Below are 15963 nucleotides of genomic sequence, written 5' to 3'. Positions count from 1 at the left end.
CTTTCATCAGTGGGGAGGTTCTTCATCCCCTACCTAACTTCTTTGCTTTCGCTGAATTTTAAGGTAGGGATCTTATTGCCCATTAAAGCGGGATAAATTTTGCCAAGAATGACGGAAGCTGCTGTAGGAAAACATATAAATATGTAGCATTATATGAGGAAAGAGCGTCGAAAGGAAACTTGCAACGAGCTTCAAAGAGCGGTAAAATACCATTTAGTGTTTATTTTTAAATGTACTTGAGAAAAGTTTAAAATAGAGGAAGTGTTATATAATGGGAAACGAATTTCGTGTGTGTGATGATTGTCAGGCAACGAACGTTAAAACGCTGATTCCAAAGCTAAAAAAAGTAGATTCATGTGCAACGATTGAAGTTGGATGTCAGTCTTACTGTGGCCCTGGCCGTAAAAAATCATTCGCATTTGTAAATAATCGTCCAGTTGCAGCGCCAACAGAAGACGAATTAATTGTAAAAATTGAGGCGAAGTTAAATAAGTAAGGAAAAGAAGAGTGAACAGATTACTCTTCTTTTTTTATGCCCATAAGAGGAAGAATCTATTCTGAGAAAGCTTAACTGGTGATGATAATAGTTCATGACAGATAGGCATTATCTATTTATTAAGGTCTTGGCCTATATGAATTTGTATTTCAAAATAATGGTTGACAGTCTTTTGAAGCGATAGGTAGAATAGAAGGTGTCTGATTCTGAGAATCATTATCAGAAAAGGGCCGATTCATTTAATTTTTTTATTGCTATTTGAGAATAAATTTCATTTCATTAAATTAAACATATGTTGTTGGTTAGGATGGTTGAGGGATGGAAGCGAGCGCAAGGAGTATAGAACAGCAAGATGTGAATGTTAAAGAGATTAAGAGCAGGCCGCTCATTGCTTCTATTATTTTAGTAGCAGGTACAATTTTGTTAGCTTTAAGCATGGCACTGTCTATTTCGTTTGGTGCTGCAGATATTAGTTTAAAGACTGTATGGCAAGCTGTATTTCAGTTTGACGGTTCTATTACGCATCATAATGTAATTCAAGAACTTCGCATGCCTAGAGCAATAGGGGGCGTAGTAGCAGGTGCCTTTTTAGCGGTATCAGGAGCAATTATGCAAGGTATGACGCGAAATCCACTAGCATCACCATCGTTAATGGGGATTACAGATGGGGCTGTATTTGGAATTGCAATTATGTATGCATTCTTCCCTAATTCACCTTATTTAATGTTCGTTATCGCATCTTTTATTGGTGCTGCGTTTGGAGCGAGCATTGTATATGGAATTGGATCTTCTTCACCAGGTGGATTAACGCCTGTGAAATTAGCTTTAGCGGGTGCCGCGATTAGTGCTTTATTAGGGGCCATTTCATCTGGAATTGCGCTATATTTCAATCTTGCCCAAGAGGTAAGTATGTGGAATGCAGGCGGAGTTGCTGGAGTGAAATGGGAAAGTATTAATATGTTAGTACCGATTGGCCTAGTTTGTCTCTTCATTGCAATTATGATGTCGAGGTATATTACAATTTTAAGCTTCGGTGAAGAAATTGCGATTGGACTTGGTCAAAATACGACATTAATTAAATTTATCGGGACAGTACTTGTTCTTGTGTTAACAGGTTCGGCAGTTTCTATGGCAGGATCGGTTGGATTTGTTGGTCTTGTCATCCCACATATGACTCGTTTCCTTGTAGGCTCAGACTATAGATGGGTTATTCCATGTTCTGCGGTCTTAGGCGGGCTGTTAATTGAATGTGCAGATATGTTATCTCGCGTTATTAATCCGCCGTTTGAAACGCCAATTGGAGCAATTACAGCGCTAATTGGGGTTCCATTCTTCCTCTACTTAGCACGTAACGAAGGGAGAGGAAAAATGTGAGGACAAGTGTCTTAACAAAAAAGAACGTTTCGGTTTTAACAATTTTAGTAGGATTAATCGTTACTGTATTTTTAGTGAGTTTAAATACCGGGACATTTAAAATACCGCCAATGGACGTATTAAAGTCATTGGTTGGACTCGGGGCTGAAGATCAGTCTGTTATTTTATTTGAATTCCGTATGCCGCGTATGGTCATTGCTATATTAGTTGGATCTGCTTTAGCTATGTCAGGTGCGATCTTGCAAGGGTTATCACGAAATCCACTTGCTGATCCAGGTATTATCGGTATTAACGCTGGAGCGGGATTAACAGTTGTTATCTTTGTCTACTTTTTCTTCGGGAAAGTAGGAACTGGTACATTTTTATCTGTATTCATCCTTCCGTTCTTCGCACTAGTTGGAGCGATATTAGCAGCTGTTATTATTTATTTACTAGCATGGAAAGACGGCGTTTCATCGACTCGATTGATACTTGTGGGTATCGCTGTTGCAGCTGGGTTTGGTGCTGTTAGTTTAATTTTTTCTATGAAGATGACATCTAACGATTTCCGCTTTGCTACGATTTGGTTAGCAGGAAGTCTTTGGGGCACAGATTGGAAGTTCGTGCTAAGTGTCCTTCCATGGATGGTTATTTTCTTGCCACTAGCTATTAGTAAAGCACACATACTAAATGTAATGAACCTAGGCGACTCTACAGCAGTTGGTCTTGGTGTAAACGTAGAAAAGGAAAGACGTAAATTATTATTTATTGCAGTTTGTTTAGCAGGTGCATCTGTCGCTGTTGCCGGAGGAATTGGTTTTATCGGTTTAATGGCTCCCCATTTAGCGAGGCGCCTTGTTGGTGGGAAACATCAAATTATGCTGCCTACAGCTGCACTAATAGGAACGTTTTTACTTTTATTCGCAGACGTAATTTCAAGAAGTGTGTTACCAACTTCAGAAATACCGGTCGGTCTTGTTATTTCTGTAATTGGTGCACCGTATTTTATATACTTACTTATGAGGACAAAGTAAAGGGAGGCTTTTTGTATGGCAACTTTAGCAGTTGATGCGGTATCTGTTGGCTATAATGAAGGGTTAATTATTGATGGATTAACAGTTGAAATTCCGGAAGGGAAAATTACAACAATTATTGGACCAAATGGTTGTGGAAAGTCCACATTATTAAAAACGGCTTCTCGTATTTTGAAAGCGAAAAAGGGTACTGTTTATCTTGACGGAAAAGCAATCGAGAAACAACCAACGAAAGAAATCGCAAAGAAAATGGCAATTTTACCACAGACTGCAGAAGTACCAACTGGCCTTACTGTATTTGAACTCGTTTCATATGGACGCTTTCCTCATCAAAAAGGATTTGGAACGTTGAAAGAAGAGGATTATCGCTACATTCATTGGGCACTTGAAGTGACGGGAATGACAGAATTCGCAAATCGTCCAGCAGAGGCATTATCAGGTGGGCAACGTCAACGCGTATGGATTGCGATGGCTCTTGCACAAGGGACAGAATTACTCGTATTAGATGAACCGACAACGTACTTAGATATGGCTCATCAATTAGAAGTATTAAACTTATTGAAAAAGTTAAATGAAGAAGAAGGTAGAACGATTGTTATGGTTATCCATGACTTAAACCATGCTTCTCGTTTCTCAGATCATATGATTGCATTAAAAGCTGGTAAGTTAATGAAACAAGGAACGCCAGATGAAGTGATGACGAGTGAAACACTTCGTAATGTATTTGAGATTGAAGCTCAAATTGTTCCATGTCCAGTAAACTGTAAGCCAATTTGTTTAACGTATGATTTAGCGATGATTAGTAATCAATTGCGTAAAAAAGCATAAGTAGAATCCCCCTCGTAAAGAGGGGGGCTTCTAATGGACGTTGAGCTTCTTATTAGTAAATAGGAAGTTGAACACCCGTTAGAACGGGGGCATAAGCAACAATTAATCAATATATATTTATTAATTGTTAACCTTGTTTCTTATAGTTCACTGTAACTTATAAGAGAAATACAGCTAGAAGGAGTGGGAACATGAAGAATTTTAAAATGGCGTTATTAGCAATGGTACTAGTCGTTACTTCTGTACTATTTGCAGCTTGTTCTAACAAAGAAGAAAAGAAAGCAGATGCGAAGGATGCGAAGACTGAAGAGCGCACTGTACAACATGCAAAAGGGGAAATTAAAATCCCTGCAAATCCCAAGAAAATTGCTGACCTTAGTGGTTCAACAGAAGAATTATTAATCTTTGGTATGAAACCAATTATTACTGCTAATACATCTCAAGAAAAAATTGATGCACATATTGAAAAGAAATTAAAAGACGTAAAACCAGTTGGTTCTGCTTGGGGAGATAAAATTAACATCGAAGCAGTAGCTGCTGCAAAACCAGACTTAATTCTTGTAAATAATCGTCAAGAAAAGATTTATGATCAATTATCTAAAATTGCACCAACAGTTATGTTAAAAACTCCATTAGACCAATGGCGTCCAAAATTCGAAGAAGTAGGTCAAATCTTCGGTAAAGAGAAAGAAACAAAAGAATGGTTCAAACAGTATGACGAAAAAGCAAGCAAATTACATGACAAAATCGTTGCGAAAACTGGCGATGCTAAATTCATGAAAATGGCTGCATATCCAAACGCTTTCCGTGTATACGGTGACTACGGTTACGGTAGTGTAATCTTTAATGATTTAAAATTACCAGCAGTTAAAGGTACACCAACTGATAAACCGTTAGTACAAGTACAAAAAGAAGCTTTAATCGATTACAACCCAGATTACTTATTCGTATTTACGACTGGTGACGGTTCTCAGCGCCTAAAAGAATTCCAAGAAGAATCAATTTGGAAAAATATGAACGCTGTTAAAAACAACCACGTATTTACAATTAAAAACGAAGAATTAAACAAAGGTTACTTCCCACTAGGTAAAGAAATGATCCTAGATGAAGTTGCTGAGTTCGTTTTAGGGAAATAATATATAAAAAGAGGTCACTTTTACTCCGGTAAAAGTGATTTTTTCTTTATATAAGGGCAATTAATATAGTCTTTCATTTCTTTCTGTTTCCTATTTCGTTTATAATATATAGTAAGAATGCAGTAAAGAAAGGGGGATGTCGGAAAGTGGTATATTTAAACGACAAACTCAGCGAAACAAAAGTGTTTAAAGACCCGGTACATAAATATGTGCACGTGCGCGATCGTGTTATTTGGGATTTAATCGGAACGAAAGAATTTCAACGCTTGCGCCGTATTAAGCAGCTTGGAACGACATTTTTTACATTTCACGGTGCAGAGCATAGTCGCTTTACTCATTCGTTAGGTGTATATGAAATTATTCGTCGTATGATTGATGATGTGTTTGATGGCAGACCGAACTGGAATGCTGAAGATAGATTATTATGCTTATGTGCGGCATTACTTCATGATGTCGGTCACGGCCCATTTTCTCATTCGTTTGAGAAAGTATTTTCATTAGATCATGAGAAATTTACGCAAAAGATTATCGTTGGAGATACAGAAATTAATCGCGTATTAAGTCGTGTGGATAAAGACTTTCCGCAAAAGGTAGCGGATGTAATCGCAAAAACATCTACTAATAAATTAGCGATTAGCATGATTTCCAGTCAAATTGATGCAGATCGCATGGACTATTTATTAAGAGATGCGTATTTCACTGGCGTAAAGTATGGAAACTTTGATATGGAACGTATACTGCGCGTTATGCGTCCGTACGGAAATCAAGTAGTTATTAAAAATAGTGGTATGCATGCTGTTGAACATTATATTATGAGTCGTTATCAAATGTACTGGCAAGTATATTTCCATCCAGTAACACGCAGTGCTGAAGTTATTTTAACGAAGATTTTACACCGTGCAAAATCATTGCACGAGAAGTACTATACATTTAAAAATCATCCGGTTCATTTCTATTCTTTATTTGAAGAAGAAGTAACAGTAGAGGATTATTTAAAGTTAGACGAGAACGTTATGTATTATTACTTCCAAGTATGGCAAGACGAAGAGGATCCAATTTTAAGTGATTTATGCCGTCGTTTTATGAATCGAAACCTATTTAAATATGTAGAGTTTACAGATAAGCACGGTTTAGATAATTGGATGGAATTAAGTAGCTTATTCAAAAAGATTGGACTTGATCCCGAATATTATTTAGTAGTTGATTCAACATCAGATTTACCGTACGACTTTTACCGTGCTGGTGAAGAAGAGGAACGTTTGCCAATCTTACTTCTTATGCCAAATGGGGAGCTTAGAGAGCTTTCACGTGAATCGGATATTGTTGAGGCGATTACTGGTAAGAAGAGAAGGGATCAAAAATTATTCTATCCACATGATTTAATCTATGAAGATGGAAGAAAAGGAAAATATAAAGAGAGAATCATCGAGTTACTCGAAGGAAAAAAATAAGAAGCAGCTAAAAGCTGCTTCTTATGAAAGAACTTGAAATTATTTGTCGCTTAAGCGTTTTCCGCCAACTGCATAATGGTTTTTAGACATTTCTTCGATGAAAACAACGATGTTTTCTTCAGGAGCACCAGTTGTTTCGCTTACTGCTGCTGTTACTTTCTCAGCAAGAGCTTTCTTTTGTTCCTCTGTGCGTCCTTCTAGCATTTTCACTGTTACGTATGGCATATATAATCGCTCCTTTTATGTAAGTTACACTCTTATTATAGCGGATTATGGGGAAGAACAATCAAAAAACAAATAATTTCTTTTTTTGACATATTGAAGAGGAGATGAAGCATGGATCAGTTATTTAGATACCCGTTGCACCAAATTCCTTTGGTAGCAATGGCCATTATTATTGCGTTATCTGTGCATGAATTTGCGCATGCATATGTTGCATATAAATTTGGAGACGATACAGCAAAGCGGCAAGGTCGCTTAACTTTATCACCGATGGCACACTTAGATCCTATCGGGATGATTGCTGTATTAATTCTTGGTTTTGGTTGGGCGAGACCAGTTCCTGTTAACCCATATAACTTTAAAAGACCTCGTCTTGCAGGTATATTAGTTTCAATTGCAGGACCGATTAGTAACTTAATTTTAAGCGCAATCGGTTTAATTATTTGGTATAGCTTATTAACATTTGGTGTATTAGACTCAATTCCATTTGCAGTAGCAGATACGCTAGCTCAATTTTTCCAGATTTTTATTATGTTGAATATCGTTTTACTTGTCTTTAACTTATTACCAATCCCGCCACTTGATGGATATCGCGTAGTGGAGGATTTAGCACCAACAAATATTCGTGCGAAAATGACACAGTATGAAAAATACGGGGCAATTGCGTTATTAATTCTTGTTATTACACCGCTTAGCAATTACACAATCCAACCTATTTTTAATGTTGTCATTCCATACGTATTTGCATTTTTAAACAGTATTATTGCGCCTATTTTTGGCCTTTTATAATCATTAAGTGAGGAGGAATTTACATATGACAGAGAAAAAGAAAAAAATCGGTTTTAATATCGTGAAAAATGATTCAACAGATGGACATGGTGGTTTTGGCGTTGGGGCATTAAGTCTAGAAAACATTTCACCTGTATTTGTCGATGTACTAGAGAAAACAGCATTTGTTGATATCGGTGCGATGCATGCACGTAGTACAGTAGAAAAAGGTATTAAGTTTTTAACAAATAAAGATGAAGTTCCAAACGGAAAACCATACTGGCTTGTATGGGTAACGATTGAAAGAACAGCAACAGGTGCGTATTACGCAGGTGTAACAGCTTGTGAAATGACAGTTGACCGTGAAATTCGCCGCGGATATAAGTCACTTCCAGAGCACGTAAACAAAATGGATAAATCATTGAAGCGTCACATTATGGTTGAACATATGGACGAATCATCTAAAAAAGTACTTGGTACATTCTTAAAAGAACATAATGAAGCGATTTGGAACGAGTCTAGCGAAGAATTGCGCCGTGCTTTATTAAGTGAATAAAAGAAAAGGATGTCTCACTAGTCAACAATCGACTAGTGAGACATCCTTTTTATTTTGGCTTGTTGTATGAAAATATATCAACGATTCGACTAGGAGGCTATTCCACGTTCAGTGAAATAGCTTGATATTCTACCAAGGAAGATATTTCTTCCACCAACTTGTTTTTTTCTTTTCTTCAGTTGTCTTTTCAAATTCCTCTTTATCATCAACGTGATCCATACAATATTCAGTTGGTTCTGTGCCTTTTGCAAAATACATTTTCACTGAAATTGGACAATTTTTTGTAGCGATTTTCCCGTTTTCAGGGTTAATATCGACTGCAACGACGTCACTTGGTTGTTTAAACTCTTTTTTAGGTTGTCCATCTAAGCCTTTCTCCATCGTATCAGTCCATATTCTTTTCGCATAGCCTTGTTCTGCTACGTTTGAAATTGATTTAGGTTGATCATATCCAACCCATACGCCAGTTACGAGTTGCGGGGTAAACCCAATCATCCAACTATCTGTTTCAGTAGAACCAGATTTTCCGGCATAGGTTCTTGATAGTTTAGATAACATTGATTGACCAGTTACAGCAGCATAACTGCTTAGTTTTTTATTAAACATGCCTGTCATCATTTCTTCCATCACAAATGCTTTGCTCTTATCAAGAACTTGTTTACTCTCCAAATGAGCATCGTATAAAATATTTCCTTCATGATCCATAATGCGGCGAATGAAAATAGGTTTTACTTCTTTTCCCCCGTTTGCGAACATGCTATAAGCGTTAACCATTTCAATTGGTTTTACAGGAGATGTACCGAGCGCGAGGGAAGGGACATCTTTTAATGCACTTTTAATGCCGAATTGCTTCGCCGTTTTTGTAAGAATGTCTTCGCCTAAAAATAAATTGGTCTTCACGGCATATACGTTATCAGAGACCGCAAGAGCTTGCGCCATTGTTACAAAATCGTCTGCATAATAGTCTTTATAGTTTTTCGGTTTATACTTTGAAACACCGTCACCTAAAGTGAACACGGTGTATTCGCTTTTTAAGCGCGTAGCAGGGGTGAATCCTCGTTCTAATGCCGCATAATATAGAAATGGCTTAAATGTAGATCCAGGCTGGCGAGCGGCCTGTGTAGCCCTGTTAAATTGACTTGTATTATAATCAGTTCCACCAACAAGGGCAGCTACTTCACCTGTTTTTGGATTCATAGAGACGAGCGCAGTTTGTATGTTTGTCGTGTCAGGTATGTGGTCTTTTACAGCTTGTTCTGCAACCGATTGTAATTTCGGGTCTAGCGTTGTATAAATACGCAAGCCGCCTTTTTGTAACGCTTGCTCATCTAATCCGATATCACGAAGAAGAGAAGCTTGTACAGCATCTTGGAAATAAGGTGCAACCTCTGCCACCTTTTTCGTATCTAATGAGGCGAAGGTTAGTGGCTCCTTCTTCGCTGAAGCTGCTTGTTTCTTCGTAATATAGCCTTGTTCTACCATTTCATCTAATATAAGAGATTGTCGTTCTTTCGCACGATCTTTTTTTAAAAAGGGAGAGTAGACACTAGGTCCTTTTGGTATACCCGCGAGCATACTAGCTTCCGCTAATGTTAATTCTTTTGCTGTTTTATCAAAATATAGACGGGACGCAGCTTCGATTCCATAAGCACCATGCCCGTAATAAATTGTATTTAAATATCCTTCTAAAATATGATTTTTATTATAATTCACTTCAAGACGGATTGTGTACATTGCTTCTAATAGTTTACGTTTCCACGTTTTATCATGATCTAAGTATAGGTTACGGGCATACTGTTGTGTAATCGTACTAGCGCCTTGGACTTTTGCCATCGCTTTTAAATCAGCAACAATGGCACCAGCGATACGCTTCATATCAAAGCCATGATGGTTGTAGAATCTTTGATCTTCGATAGAAAGTGTTGCCTCTTTTACGTAAGGAGAAATTTCCTTGAGAGATACATTGTATCGTTTTTGTACCTCATTACTTTGTCCTATAACAGTGTCATCGTTAGCATAAAAGACACTTGTTTGCGGGACAGCGACAGGAGGAGGTCCCATAATTTTTGCAACTATAATAATAACAAAAAAGGAAAAAACGAAAAAAAGAACAGAAGAAAACATTACGGTGAAGAAAAGACGTTTATATTTTTTAAGTTTTGGATTCATAGTTTGATCCATCTTTTTCAGCCCCTCATTCATACAAACATTATTGTATTAGTATTGAGGGTTTTCGATTATTTTAAACAATGAAATTTTGAAAATAAAGAGCTCCTTCAATTAAGAAAGGAGCTCAAATGCACGTGCTGGCCAATCGGTAATAATGACATCCACGCCATAATCAATCATAGTTTGCAAATCTTTGTATTCGTTAATTGTGTAAGGGCGGAAAACGTACCCTTGTTTTTGCGCGAGTTGAACAAATTCCTTTGTTAGTAGTTGAAAGTTTGGGTGTAAACCAGTTGCATCTCTAGTTTTTGCTTCAGCGATAGGATCAGCAAGTGGTGTATCATATAAAATTGCTCTTGGGATTTCAGGAGCAATTTCTGCTAATAATGAAACAGAGTCGTGATTAAATGAAGAGAATACAATTTGATTAGAAAGATGATATTCTCGAACGAGAGCAACAACTTTTTCTTCAATGTTTGGATAGTGAATGACATCTGTCTTTAACTCAATGTTGAGCTGTAACTTTGTTGTAGATAACCAAATGAATACTTCGCGTAACGTTGGGATTTTTGCTTCATGGAAAGAAGGATCTTTATGGCTGCCGGCATCTAAAGTTTGTAACTCTTCTACCGTTTTTTCAGAGACAAGACCTACATCATTCGTTGTACGATCGACTGTTTCATCGTGAATTACGACAAGTTCACCATCTTTTGATAGGTGGACATCAAGTTCAATGCCATGGGCGCCGATGCGTTCAGCTTCTTGGAAGGCAATCATCGTATTTTCTGGATGTGTTCCTTTTACGCCGCGATGAGCGAAAATAAGTGGATTACTCATGTGAAATTCTCCTTATCATTTCTTTTCTTTCATTATGAAACTGCTTTTGAAAAAATACAATTTAATATGACAAACATTTACAAAAGTCTAACAGTTGCACAAAAGTTAACGTTAACGTAAAATGTAATAATCGAGTGAAGGGAGGAATAAACATGTATAAGATTGATGAAGTTACAAAGCAAGTTGGTTTAACAAAACGTACACTTCGTTATTATGAGGAAATTGGTTTAATTCATCCCCCAGAACGTAGTGAGGGGAACATTCGCCTGTATACAGACGAAGATATCGCTAGAATTAAAAGAATTGTGGAAGCGAAAGAAGTGTTAGGGATTACGCTTCAAGAAATGCAACATTTTTTATCGTTAAAAGAAAGAATGGAGCAAAGAAGAAATAGTGAGAATCCCCGTGATCGTGAAGTGATTCAAGAAATTAAAGAGATGCTTGAAAAACAAGTGCAAACGCTAGACGAGAAAATGGAGCAAATGCAGCGTGTAAAGGGAGAACTTGAAGACAGCTTACATCGTGCAGTGACATTTTTAGAGAATACAAAAGGAGAGTAATCAAAATGGAGAGCAAACAAAAACTAGGGAGATTGATTACAGTGTTGGCTACTTTCCTTGCCTTTTCAGGTATAGGGGTAGTCGATCCAATTTTGCCAATTATTGCTGAAAAGATTGGTGCATCGCATTGGCAAGTAGAGATGTTATTTACAGCATATATTTTAACGATGGCAATTATGATGTTACCAGCTGGAATATTTGCATCGAGATTTGGTGATAAACGAATGATGACAATCGGTCTTGCGATCGTGACTGTATTTGCGTTTATATGCGGTATATCGCAAACGATTGCTCAGTTATCTCTTTTCCGCGCTGGATGGGGATTAGGGAATGCGATGTTCTTCGCAACGGCGATGACTTTATTGATTGCATTAAGTAAAGAAGTTCATGAAGCAGTAGGGTTATATGAAGCAGCTATCGGTTTAGGAATGGCAGGTGGACCATTATTAGGTGGGATATTAGGTGGACATTCTTGGCGTTACCCATTTTTTGCGACGAGTATTTTAATTTTCTTAGCATTTATTTTAGTTTTCTTCTTTGTGAAAGAACCAGAGCGAAAAGTGAAGCGTAAAGCGGCAGGCGTAGGAGAATTACTTAACCTGGTGAAGTATAAGCCGTTTATGCAAGGCGCCATTTCAGGAATGTTATACTACTACGGATTTTTCGTTGTGTTAGCATATTCACCACTTATTATGCATTTATCTGCTATTCAATTAGGTTTTGTATTTTGTGGATGGGGACTCGCGTTAGCTTACGGTTCTGCAATTTTAGCACATAAGCTAGAAGGGAAATATGAGCCGAAAACATTGTTGAAAGGCAGTTTACTCGTATTTGCGCTGTTCTTAATTGCACTATTCTTCGTGAAAATTATGTGGTTACAAATTGTATTAATTGTTCTATCAGGATTAGCATCAGGATTAAATAATGCATTATTTACAAGTTATGTAATGGATATTTCACCTTATGAAAGATCTGTTACATCTGGTGTTTATAACTTCGTTCGTTGGTTAGGTGGCGCAATTGCTCCGATTTTATCAGGAATTATCGGTCATACTGTTTCACCACAAAGTCCGTTTTTAGTAGGTGGAATCGTGGTGTTAGTTGGTTGTATTATGATCCTAATTCCAATTCGTAAACCAGTAGAAATAGAGACAAAAGCCCTTTCTTAAGAAAGGGTTTTCTTTCCTTTTACGGTGCAAACCCTTCCTGCACATATGTTAGAACCCTCTGACTAAAATATATTTTCGGTATTTTTGTACTTTTAACTATACATTTTGGATGTTTTGTTTTATTTTTGTTAGGGGACATTAATGATGTCCCTATTATAAATTTGCATTGAAAGGCGTGATTGTACGATGGAACTATGGTTCACTGAAAAACAAACAAAACATTTTGGGATTACGGCGCGTATTAACCGCACATTACATACGGAGCAAACAGAATTCCAAAAACTTGATATGGTCGAAACGGAAGAGTTCGGAAACATGCTTATTTTAGATGGCATGGTTATGACAACAGAAAAAGATGAGTTCGTTTATCATGAAATGGTAGCGCACGTACCTTTATTTACACATCCAAACCCTGAAAACGTATTAGTTGTAGGTGGCGGCGATGGCGGTGTTATTCGTGAAGTGTTAAAACACCCAAGCGTAAAGAAAGCAACTCTTGTTGAAATCGATGGAAAAGTAATTGAGTACTCTAAACAGTACTTACCATCAATTGCAGGTGCATTAGATAATGAGCGTGTAGAAGTAAAAGTAGGAGACGGTTTCCTACATATCGCAGAAAGCGAAAATGAATATGACGTAATTATGGTAGATTCTACTGAGCCAGTAGGACCAGCAGTAAACCTATTTACAAAAGGCTTCTACGCTGGAATTTCAAAAGCGTTAAAAGAAGATGGTATTTTCGTTGCACAAACGGACAACCCTTGGTTTACGCCAGAACTAATTACAACTGTGTTTAAAGATGTAAAAGAGATTTTCCCAATTACTCGTTTATACACAGCGAACATTCCAACTTACCCAAGCGGTCTTTGGACGTTCACAATCGGATCTAAAAAACATGATCCATTAGAAGTAAGTGAAGAGCGTTTCCACGAAATCGAAACGAAATACTACACAAAAGAATTACACAATGCAGCATTCGCATTACCGAAATTTGTTGGCGATTTAATTAAGTAAGAGAATCGCACGGAACAAATAAAGTGTAAATAGCTCATTTAAGGTGTTTGTCCAGAAGACTTGAACATGCTAGCTATTTACACTTCTGTAAAGAAAATTGTCTTCTTTGTATGAAATAGAAGACCCGGTAAATCGAGAAAGAGGAGCAATTCGCTCCAAATTTGAGAAATAATGAAAGGTTGGGATACCTTAAGTTCCACATAAGGAGGAAAAGAATATGCGTTTTGATGAAGCTTATTCAGGTAAAGTATTTATTAAAAGTCATCCAAGTTTTGAAGAGTCGAAGGTAGTTATTTATGGGATGCCTATGGATTGGACAGTAAGTTACCGTCCGGGATCTCGTTTTGGCCCTGCACGTATTCGTGAAGTATCAATCGGTCTTGAAGAATATAGTCCGTATTTAGATCGTGAACTAGAAGAGGTAAAATATTTTGATGCGGGTGATATTCCATTACCATTCGGAAACGCACAGCGCAGCTTAGACATGATTGAAGAATATGTATCAAAACTTTTAGATGCCGATAAGTTTCCACTAGGTCTCGGCGGTGAGCACTTAGTGTCTTGGCCAATTTTTAAGGCAATGGCAAAAAAATATCCGGATTTAGCAATCATCCATATGGATGCTCATACTGATTTACGTGAATCGTATGAAGGGGAGCCTTTATCCCACTCTACACCAATTCGTAAAGTGTGTGATTTAATTGGTCCGGAAAACGTATATTCTTTCGGAATTCGTTCTGGAATGAAGGAAGAATTTGAATGGGCGAAAGAAGTAGGTATGAACTTATATAAATTTGACGTATTAGAACCGTTAAAAGAAGTATTACCGAAACTTGCAGGACGCCCAGTCTATGTCACAATCGACATTGATGTATTAGACCCAGCTCACGCTCCAGGAACAGGAACGTTAGAAGCTGGTGGTATCACATCTAAAGAATTATTAGATTCCATCGTAGCAATTGCAAATTCAAATATAAATGTAGTTGGAGCAGACTTAGTAGAAGTAGCTCCTGTCTACGACCATAGTGATCAAACACCAGTCGCAGCAAGCAAATTCGTGCGGGAAATGCTGCTCGGTTGGGTGAAATAAAAGCGGAATCCGCTGTAGCTGGATAAAATAAGAGCCCTCTATATGATTAGGGGCTCTTATTTTGTCGTTATGTGTCGGTAAGTCGATATGTCTTGTCGAATCGTCGATATAATGAAAAAATCGTTGATATATTTTGAGTTGTGATCGATATATTTGAAAAATCGTCGATATAATTTCATTTACCATTACGTAACATTAAAAAGAGCTATTCCAAAACAACGGGAATAGCTCTTTTTCTTATGCAACCTTCTCTTCCGAAGTAATGCCGCGAATGTCATCAGCAGAGCGAATTGGATATTTACGGAACACAATTGATCCGATGTATCCAACAATCGTGGTAACGATTCCACATAATATAGCAGCAATTGTTACTTTTACAACGTCATTAAACCCGAATAAGACAAGAAGTCCTGGGATTGGTGATGCTGTTCCTGGTGCATTATTAACGAGCTGGAATAGAGATGTAATAATACCAGCAAGTGCACCGCCAACGAAGTTTGTTGCATAAATTGGAATTGGATTTGCTGAAACAACATCGGCTTGTGTTAAAGGCTCGATTGCTACAGCGATTGTGTCTTTCTTTGAGCAAATTTTTAGTCGCTTAAAGAAAATAAAGTTCATTGGAGCTGAGGCTGCTACGGCAAGACTACCAATTGCCATTGGTAAACCTGTTAATCCAAGCATTGCAGTGAGTGCCATAGAACTCAGTGGAGAGGTAGAAATAACTGTTATTAATCCACCAAGCATAATACCCATAATGATAGGACTTTCTGTAGTTGCAACTGAAATCATAGAACCGATTTTACCGAGCGTTGCGTTCACGAGCGGATCCATAAGCATTGCCATTCCGCGTGAGATTGGTGCAGCGATAAATAAAATTGCTAAAAACTCTACACCAGCCGGTAATTTCTTTTCGAGAAATTTCACGACGAAGGCACAAACGTATCCAGCGAAAAATCCTGGTAAAATACCAAATCCACTAGTAGCGATACCGATTAAAACAGCATATACGGGTGAAACACCGATTGCTAATGCGACTAAAATCGCTGCTGCGACACCGCTCATACTACCGGAAGCTTCTCCTACTGATTGTAGAAAGTCATTATGAAACATTTCTCCACCGATATAACGGTGAAATGCTTCAATAAGAAAACTTGCGATTGCTGCATTAGCTAAAGCACCCATTGCTTTCATGCCGTAAGGAGCACGGTAACTAAAAAGTGTAAATAGACAAAGTACAACAAGTAATAGTGCTAAACCTTGCAAGATAGCCATTTGAA

Annotated in this window: 16 protein-coding genes; 12 read left to right on the top strand and 4 right to left on the bottom strand. The window is 37.6% G+C overall.

Going from position 1 to position 15963, the window contains the following annotated elements:
• Window positions 1–271: 271 nt before the first annotated feature.
• The 6 genes from MR147_RS14180 to MR147_RS14155 all read left to right on the top strand — a co-directional run bounded on the left by MR147_RS14180 (window position 272) and on the right by MR147_RS14155 (window position 6298).
• Complete coding sequence (locus MR147_RS14180; RefSeq protein WP_000526077.1) at window positions 272–496, top strand: YuzB family protein; 225 nt, start codon at window positions 272–274, stop codon at window positions 494–496.
• A gap of 318 nt (window positions 497–814) precedes the next feature.
• Window positions 815–1870, top strand: coding sequence for a FecCD family ABC transporter permease (locus MR147_RS14175; protein WP_000388276.1), 1056 nt, complete (start codon window positions 815–817; stop codon window positions 1868–1870).
• On the top strand, window positions 1867–2883 hold the full coding sequence (locus MR147_RS14170) for a FecCD family ABC transporter permease (protein ID WP_001260776.1): 1017 nt from the start codon (window positions 1867–1869) through the stop codon (window positions 2881–2883). The genes MR147_RS14175 and MR147_RS14170 overlap by 4 nt, the downstream gene beginning before the upstream one ends.
• Window positions 2884–2898: 15 nt before the next feature.
• Complete coding sequence (locus MR147_RS14165; protein WP_000212060.1) at window positions 2899–3711, top strand: ABC transporter ATP-binding protein; 813 nt, start codon at window positions 2899–2901, stop codon at window positions 3709–3711.
• Between the two features lie 191 nt (window positions 3712–3902).
• Complete coding sequence (locus tag MR147_RS14160; protein ID WP_000787743.1) at window positions 3903–4847, top strand: ABC transporter substrate-binding protein; 945 nt, start codon at window positions 3903–3905, stop codon at window positions 4845–4847.
• Window positions 4848–4993: 146 nt separating this feature from the next.
• On the top strand, window positions 4994–6298 hold the full coding sequence (locus MR147_RS14155) for an HD domain-containing protein (protein ID WP_000262739.1): 1305 nt from the start codon (window positions 4994–4996) through the stop codon (window positions 6296–6298).
• Window positions 6299–6337: 39 nt separating this feature from the next.
• On the opposite strand, the gene MR147_RS14150 is transcribed toward MR147_RS14155, so the two are convergent.
• Entirely contained in the window at window positions 6338–6523 is a 186-nt protein-coding gene (locus MR147_RS14150) for a 2-hydroxymuconate tautomerase (protein WP_001147171.1), read from the bottom strand.
• 111 nt (window positions 6524–6634) lie between these two features.
• Here MR147_RS14150 and MR147_RS14145 point away from each other — a divergent pair, with 111 nt between their 5' ends.
• Together MR147_RS14145 and MR147_RS14140 are read left to right on the top strand one after the other, a co-directional pair.
• Window positions 6635–7309 carry a site-2 protease family protein gene (locus MR147_RS14145; protein ID WP_000372461.1) on the top strand — a complete coding sequence of 225 codons (675 nt, stop codon included), beginning with the start codon at window positions 6635–6637 and terminating at the stop codon, window positions 7307–7309.
• A 25-nt stretch (window positions 7310–7334) separates the two neighbouring features.
• The gene (locus MR147_RS14140) at window positions 7335–7844 is read left to right on the top strand and encodes a YwhD family protein (RefSeq protein WP_000136688.1); all 510 of its coding nucleotides are present in this window, start codon (window positions 7335–7337) and stop codon (window positions 7842–7844) included.
• A 129-nt stretch (window positions 7845–7973) separates the two neighbouring features.
• Here MR147_RS14140 and MR147_RS14135 read toward each other — a convergent pair whose 3' ends face one another.
• Window positions 7974–10025, bottom strand: a complete 2052-nt coding sequence (locus MR147_RS14135; protein ID WP_242304442.1) for a transglycosylase domain-containing protein — start codon at window positions 10023–10025, stop codon at window positions 7974–7976.
• A gap of 99 nt (window positions 10026–10124) precedes the next feature.
• On the bottom strand, window positions 10125–10850 hold the full coding sequence (locus tag MR147_RS14130; protein ID WP_242304440.1) for a glycerophosphodiester phosphodiesterase: 726 nt from the start codon (window positions 10848–10850) through the stop codon (window positions 10125–10127).
• A 152-nt stretch (window positions 10851–11002) separates the two neighbouring features.
• Here MR147_RS14130 and MR147_RS14125 point away from each other — a divergent pair, with 152 nt between their 5' ends.
• From MR147_RS14125 to speB, 4 genes are all read left to right on the top strand, one after another.
• Entirely contained in the window at window positions 11003–11410 is a 408-nt protein-coding gene (locus MR147_RS14125; RefSeq protein ID WP_000276568.1) for a MerR family transcriptional regulator, read from the top strand.
• A 5-nt stretch (window positions 11411–11415) separates the two neighbouring features.
• On the top strand, window positions 11416–12579 hold the full coding sequence (locus MR147_RS14120) for an MFS transporter (RefSeq protein WP_000444219.1): 1164 nt from the start codon (window positions 11416–11418) through the stop codon (window positions 12577–12579).
• A 186-nt stretch (window positions 12580–12765) separates the two neighbouring features.
• Complete coding sequence (speE, locus tag MR147_RS14115) at window positions 12766–13593, top strand: polyamine aminopropyltransferase (protein ID WP_000424696.1); 828 nt, start codon at window positions 12766–12768, stop codon at window positions 13591–13593.
• Between the two features lie 217 nt (window positions 13594–13810).
• Window positions 13811–14683 carry an agmatinase gene (speB, locus tag MR147_RS14110; RefSeq protein WP_001209831.1) on the top strand — a complete coding sequence of 291 codons (873 nt, stop codon included), beginning with the start codon at window positions 13811–13813 and terminating at the stop codon, window positions 14681–14683.
• A gap of 237 nt (window positions 14684–14920) precedes the next feature.
• Here speB and MR147_RS14105 read toward each other — a convergent pair whose 3' ends face one another.
• Window positions 14921–15958, bottom strand: coding sequence for a PTS sugar transporter subunit IIC (locus MR147_RS14105; RefSeq protein WP_000996317.1), 1038 nt, complete (start codon window positions 15956–15958; stop codon window positions 14921–14923).
• Window positions 15959–15963 lie beyond the last annotated feature (5 nt).

The organism is Bacillus cereus group sp. BfR-BA-01350 (assembly GCF_022663775.1).
Taxonomy (GTDB): domain Bacteria; phylum Bacillota; class Bacilli; order Bacillales; family Bacillaceae_G; genus Bacillus_A; species Bacillus_A paranthracis.
Note: the sequence above shows the minus strand (reverse complement) of the source record. Positions and strands in the feature narration are given on the sequence as shown.

Coding starts and splice junctions, on each gene's coding strand:
- speB (WP_001209831.1), top strand. CDS start 13,811: ATGCGTTTTGATGAAGCTTATTCAGGTAAAGTATTTATTAAAAGTCAT.
- speE (WP_000424696.1), top strand. CDS start 12,766: ATGGAACTATGGTTCACTGAAAAACAAACAAAACATTTTGGGATTACG.
- MR147_RS14135 (WP_242304442.1), bottom strand. CDS start 10,025: ATGGATCAAACTATGAATCCAAAACTTAAAAAATATAAACGTCTTTTC.
- MR147_RS14125 (WP_000276568.1), top strand. CDS start 11,003: ATGTATAAGATTGATGAAGTTACAAAGCAAGTTGGTTTAACAAAACGT.
- MR147_RS14180 (WP_000526077.1), top strand. CDS start 272: ATGGGAAACGAATTTCGTGTGTGTGATGATTGTCAGGCAACGAACGTT.
- MR147_RS14160 (WP_000787743.1), top strand. CDS start 3,903: ATGAAGAATTTTAAAATGGCGTTATTAGCAATGGTACTAGTCGTTACT.
- MR147_RS14105 (WP_000996317.1), bottom strand. CDS start 15,958: ATGGCTATCTTGCAAGGTTTAGCACTATTACTTGTTGTACTTTGTCTA.
- MR147_RS14145 (WP_000372461.1), top strand. CDS start 6,635: ATGGATCAGTTATTTAGATACCCGTTGCACCAAATTCCTTTGGTAGCA.
- MR147_RS14165 (WP_000212060.1), top strand. CDS start 2,899: ATGGCAACTTTAGCAGTTGATGCGGTATCTGTTGGCTATAATGAAGGG.
- MR147_RS14150 (WP_001147171.1), bottom strand. CDS start 6,523: ATGCCATACGTAACAGTGAAAATGCTAGAAGGACGCACAGAGGAACAA.
- MR147_RS14120 (WP_000444219.1), top strand. CDS start 11,416: ATGGAGAGCAAACAAAAACTAGGGAGATTGATTACAGTGTTGGCTACT.
- MR147_RS14130 (WP_242304440.1), bottom strand. CDS start 10,850: ATGAGTAATCCACTTATTTTCGCTCATCGCGGCGTAAAAGGAACACAT.
- MR147_RS14175 (WP_000388276.1), top strand. CDS start 815: ATGGAAGCGAGCGCAAGGAGTATAGAACAGCAAGATGTGAATGTTAAA.
- MR147_RS14140 (WP_000136688.1), top strand. CDS start 7,335: ATGACAGAGAAAAAGAAAAAAATCGGTTTTAATATCGTGAAAAATGAT.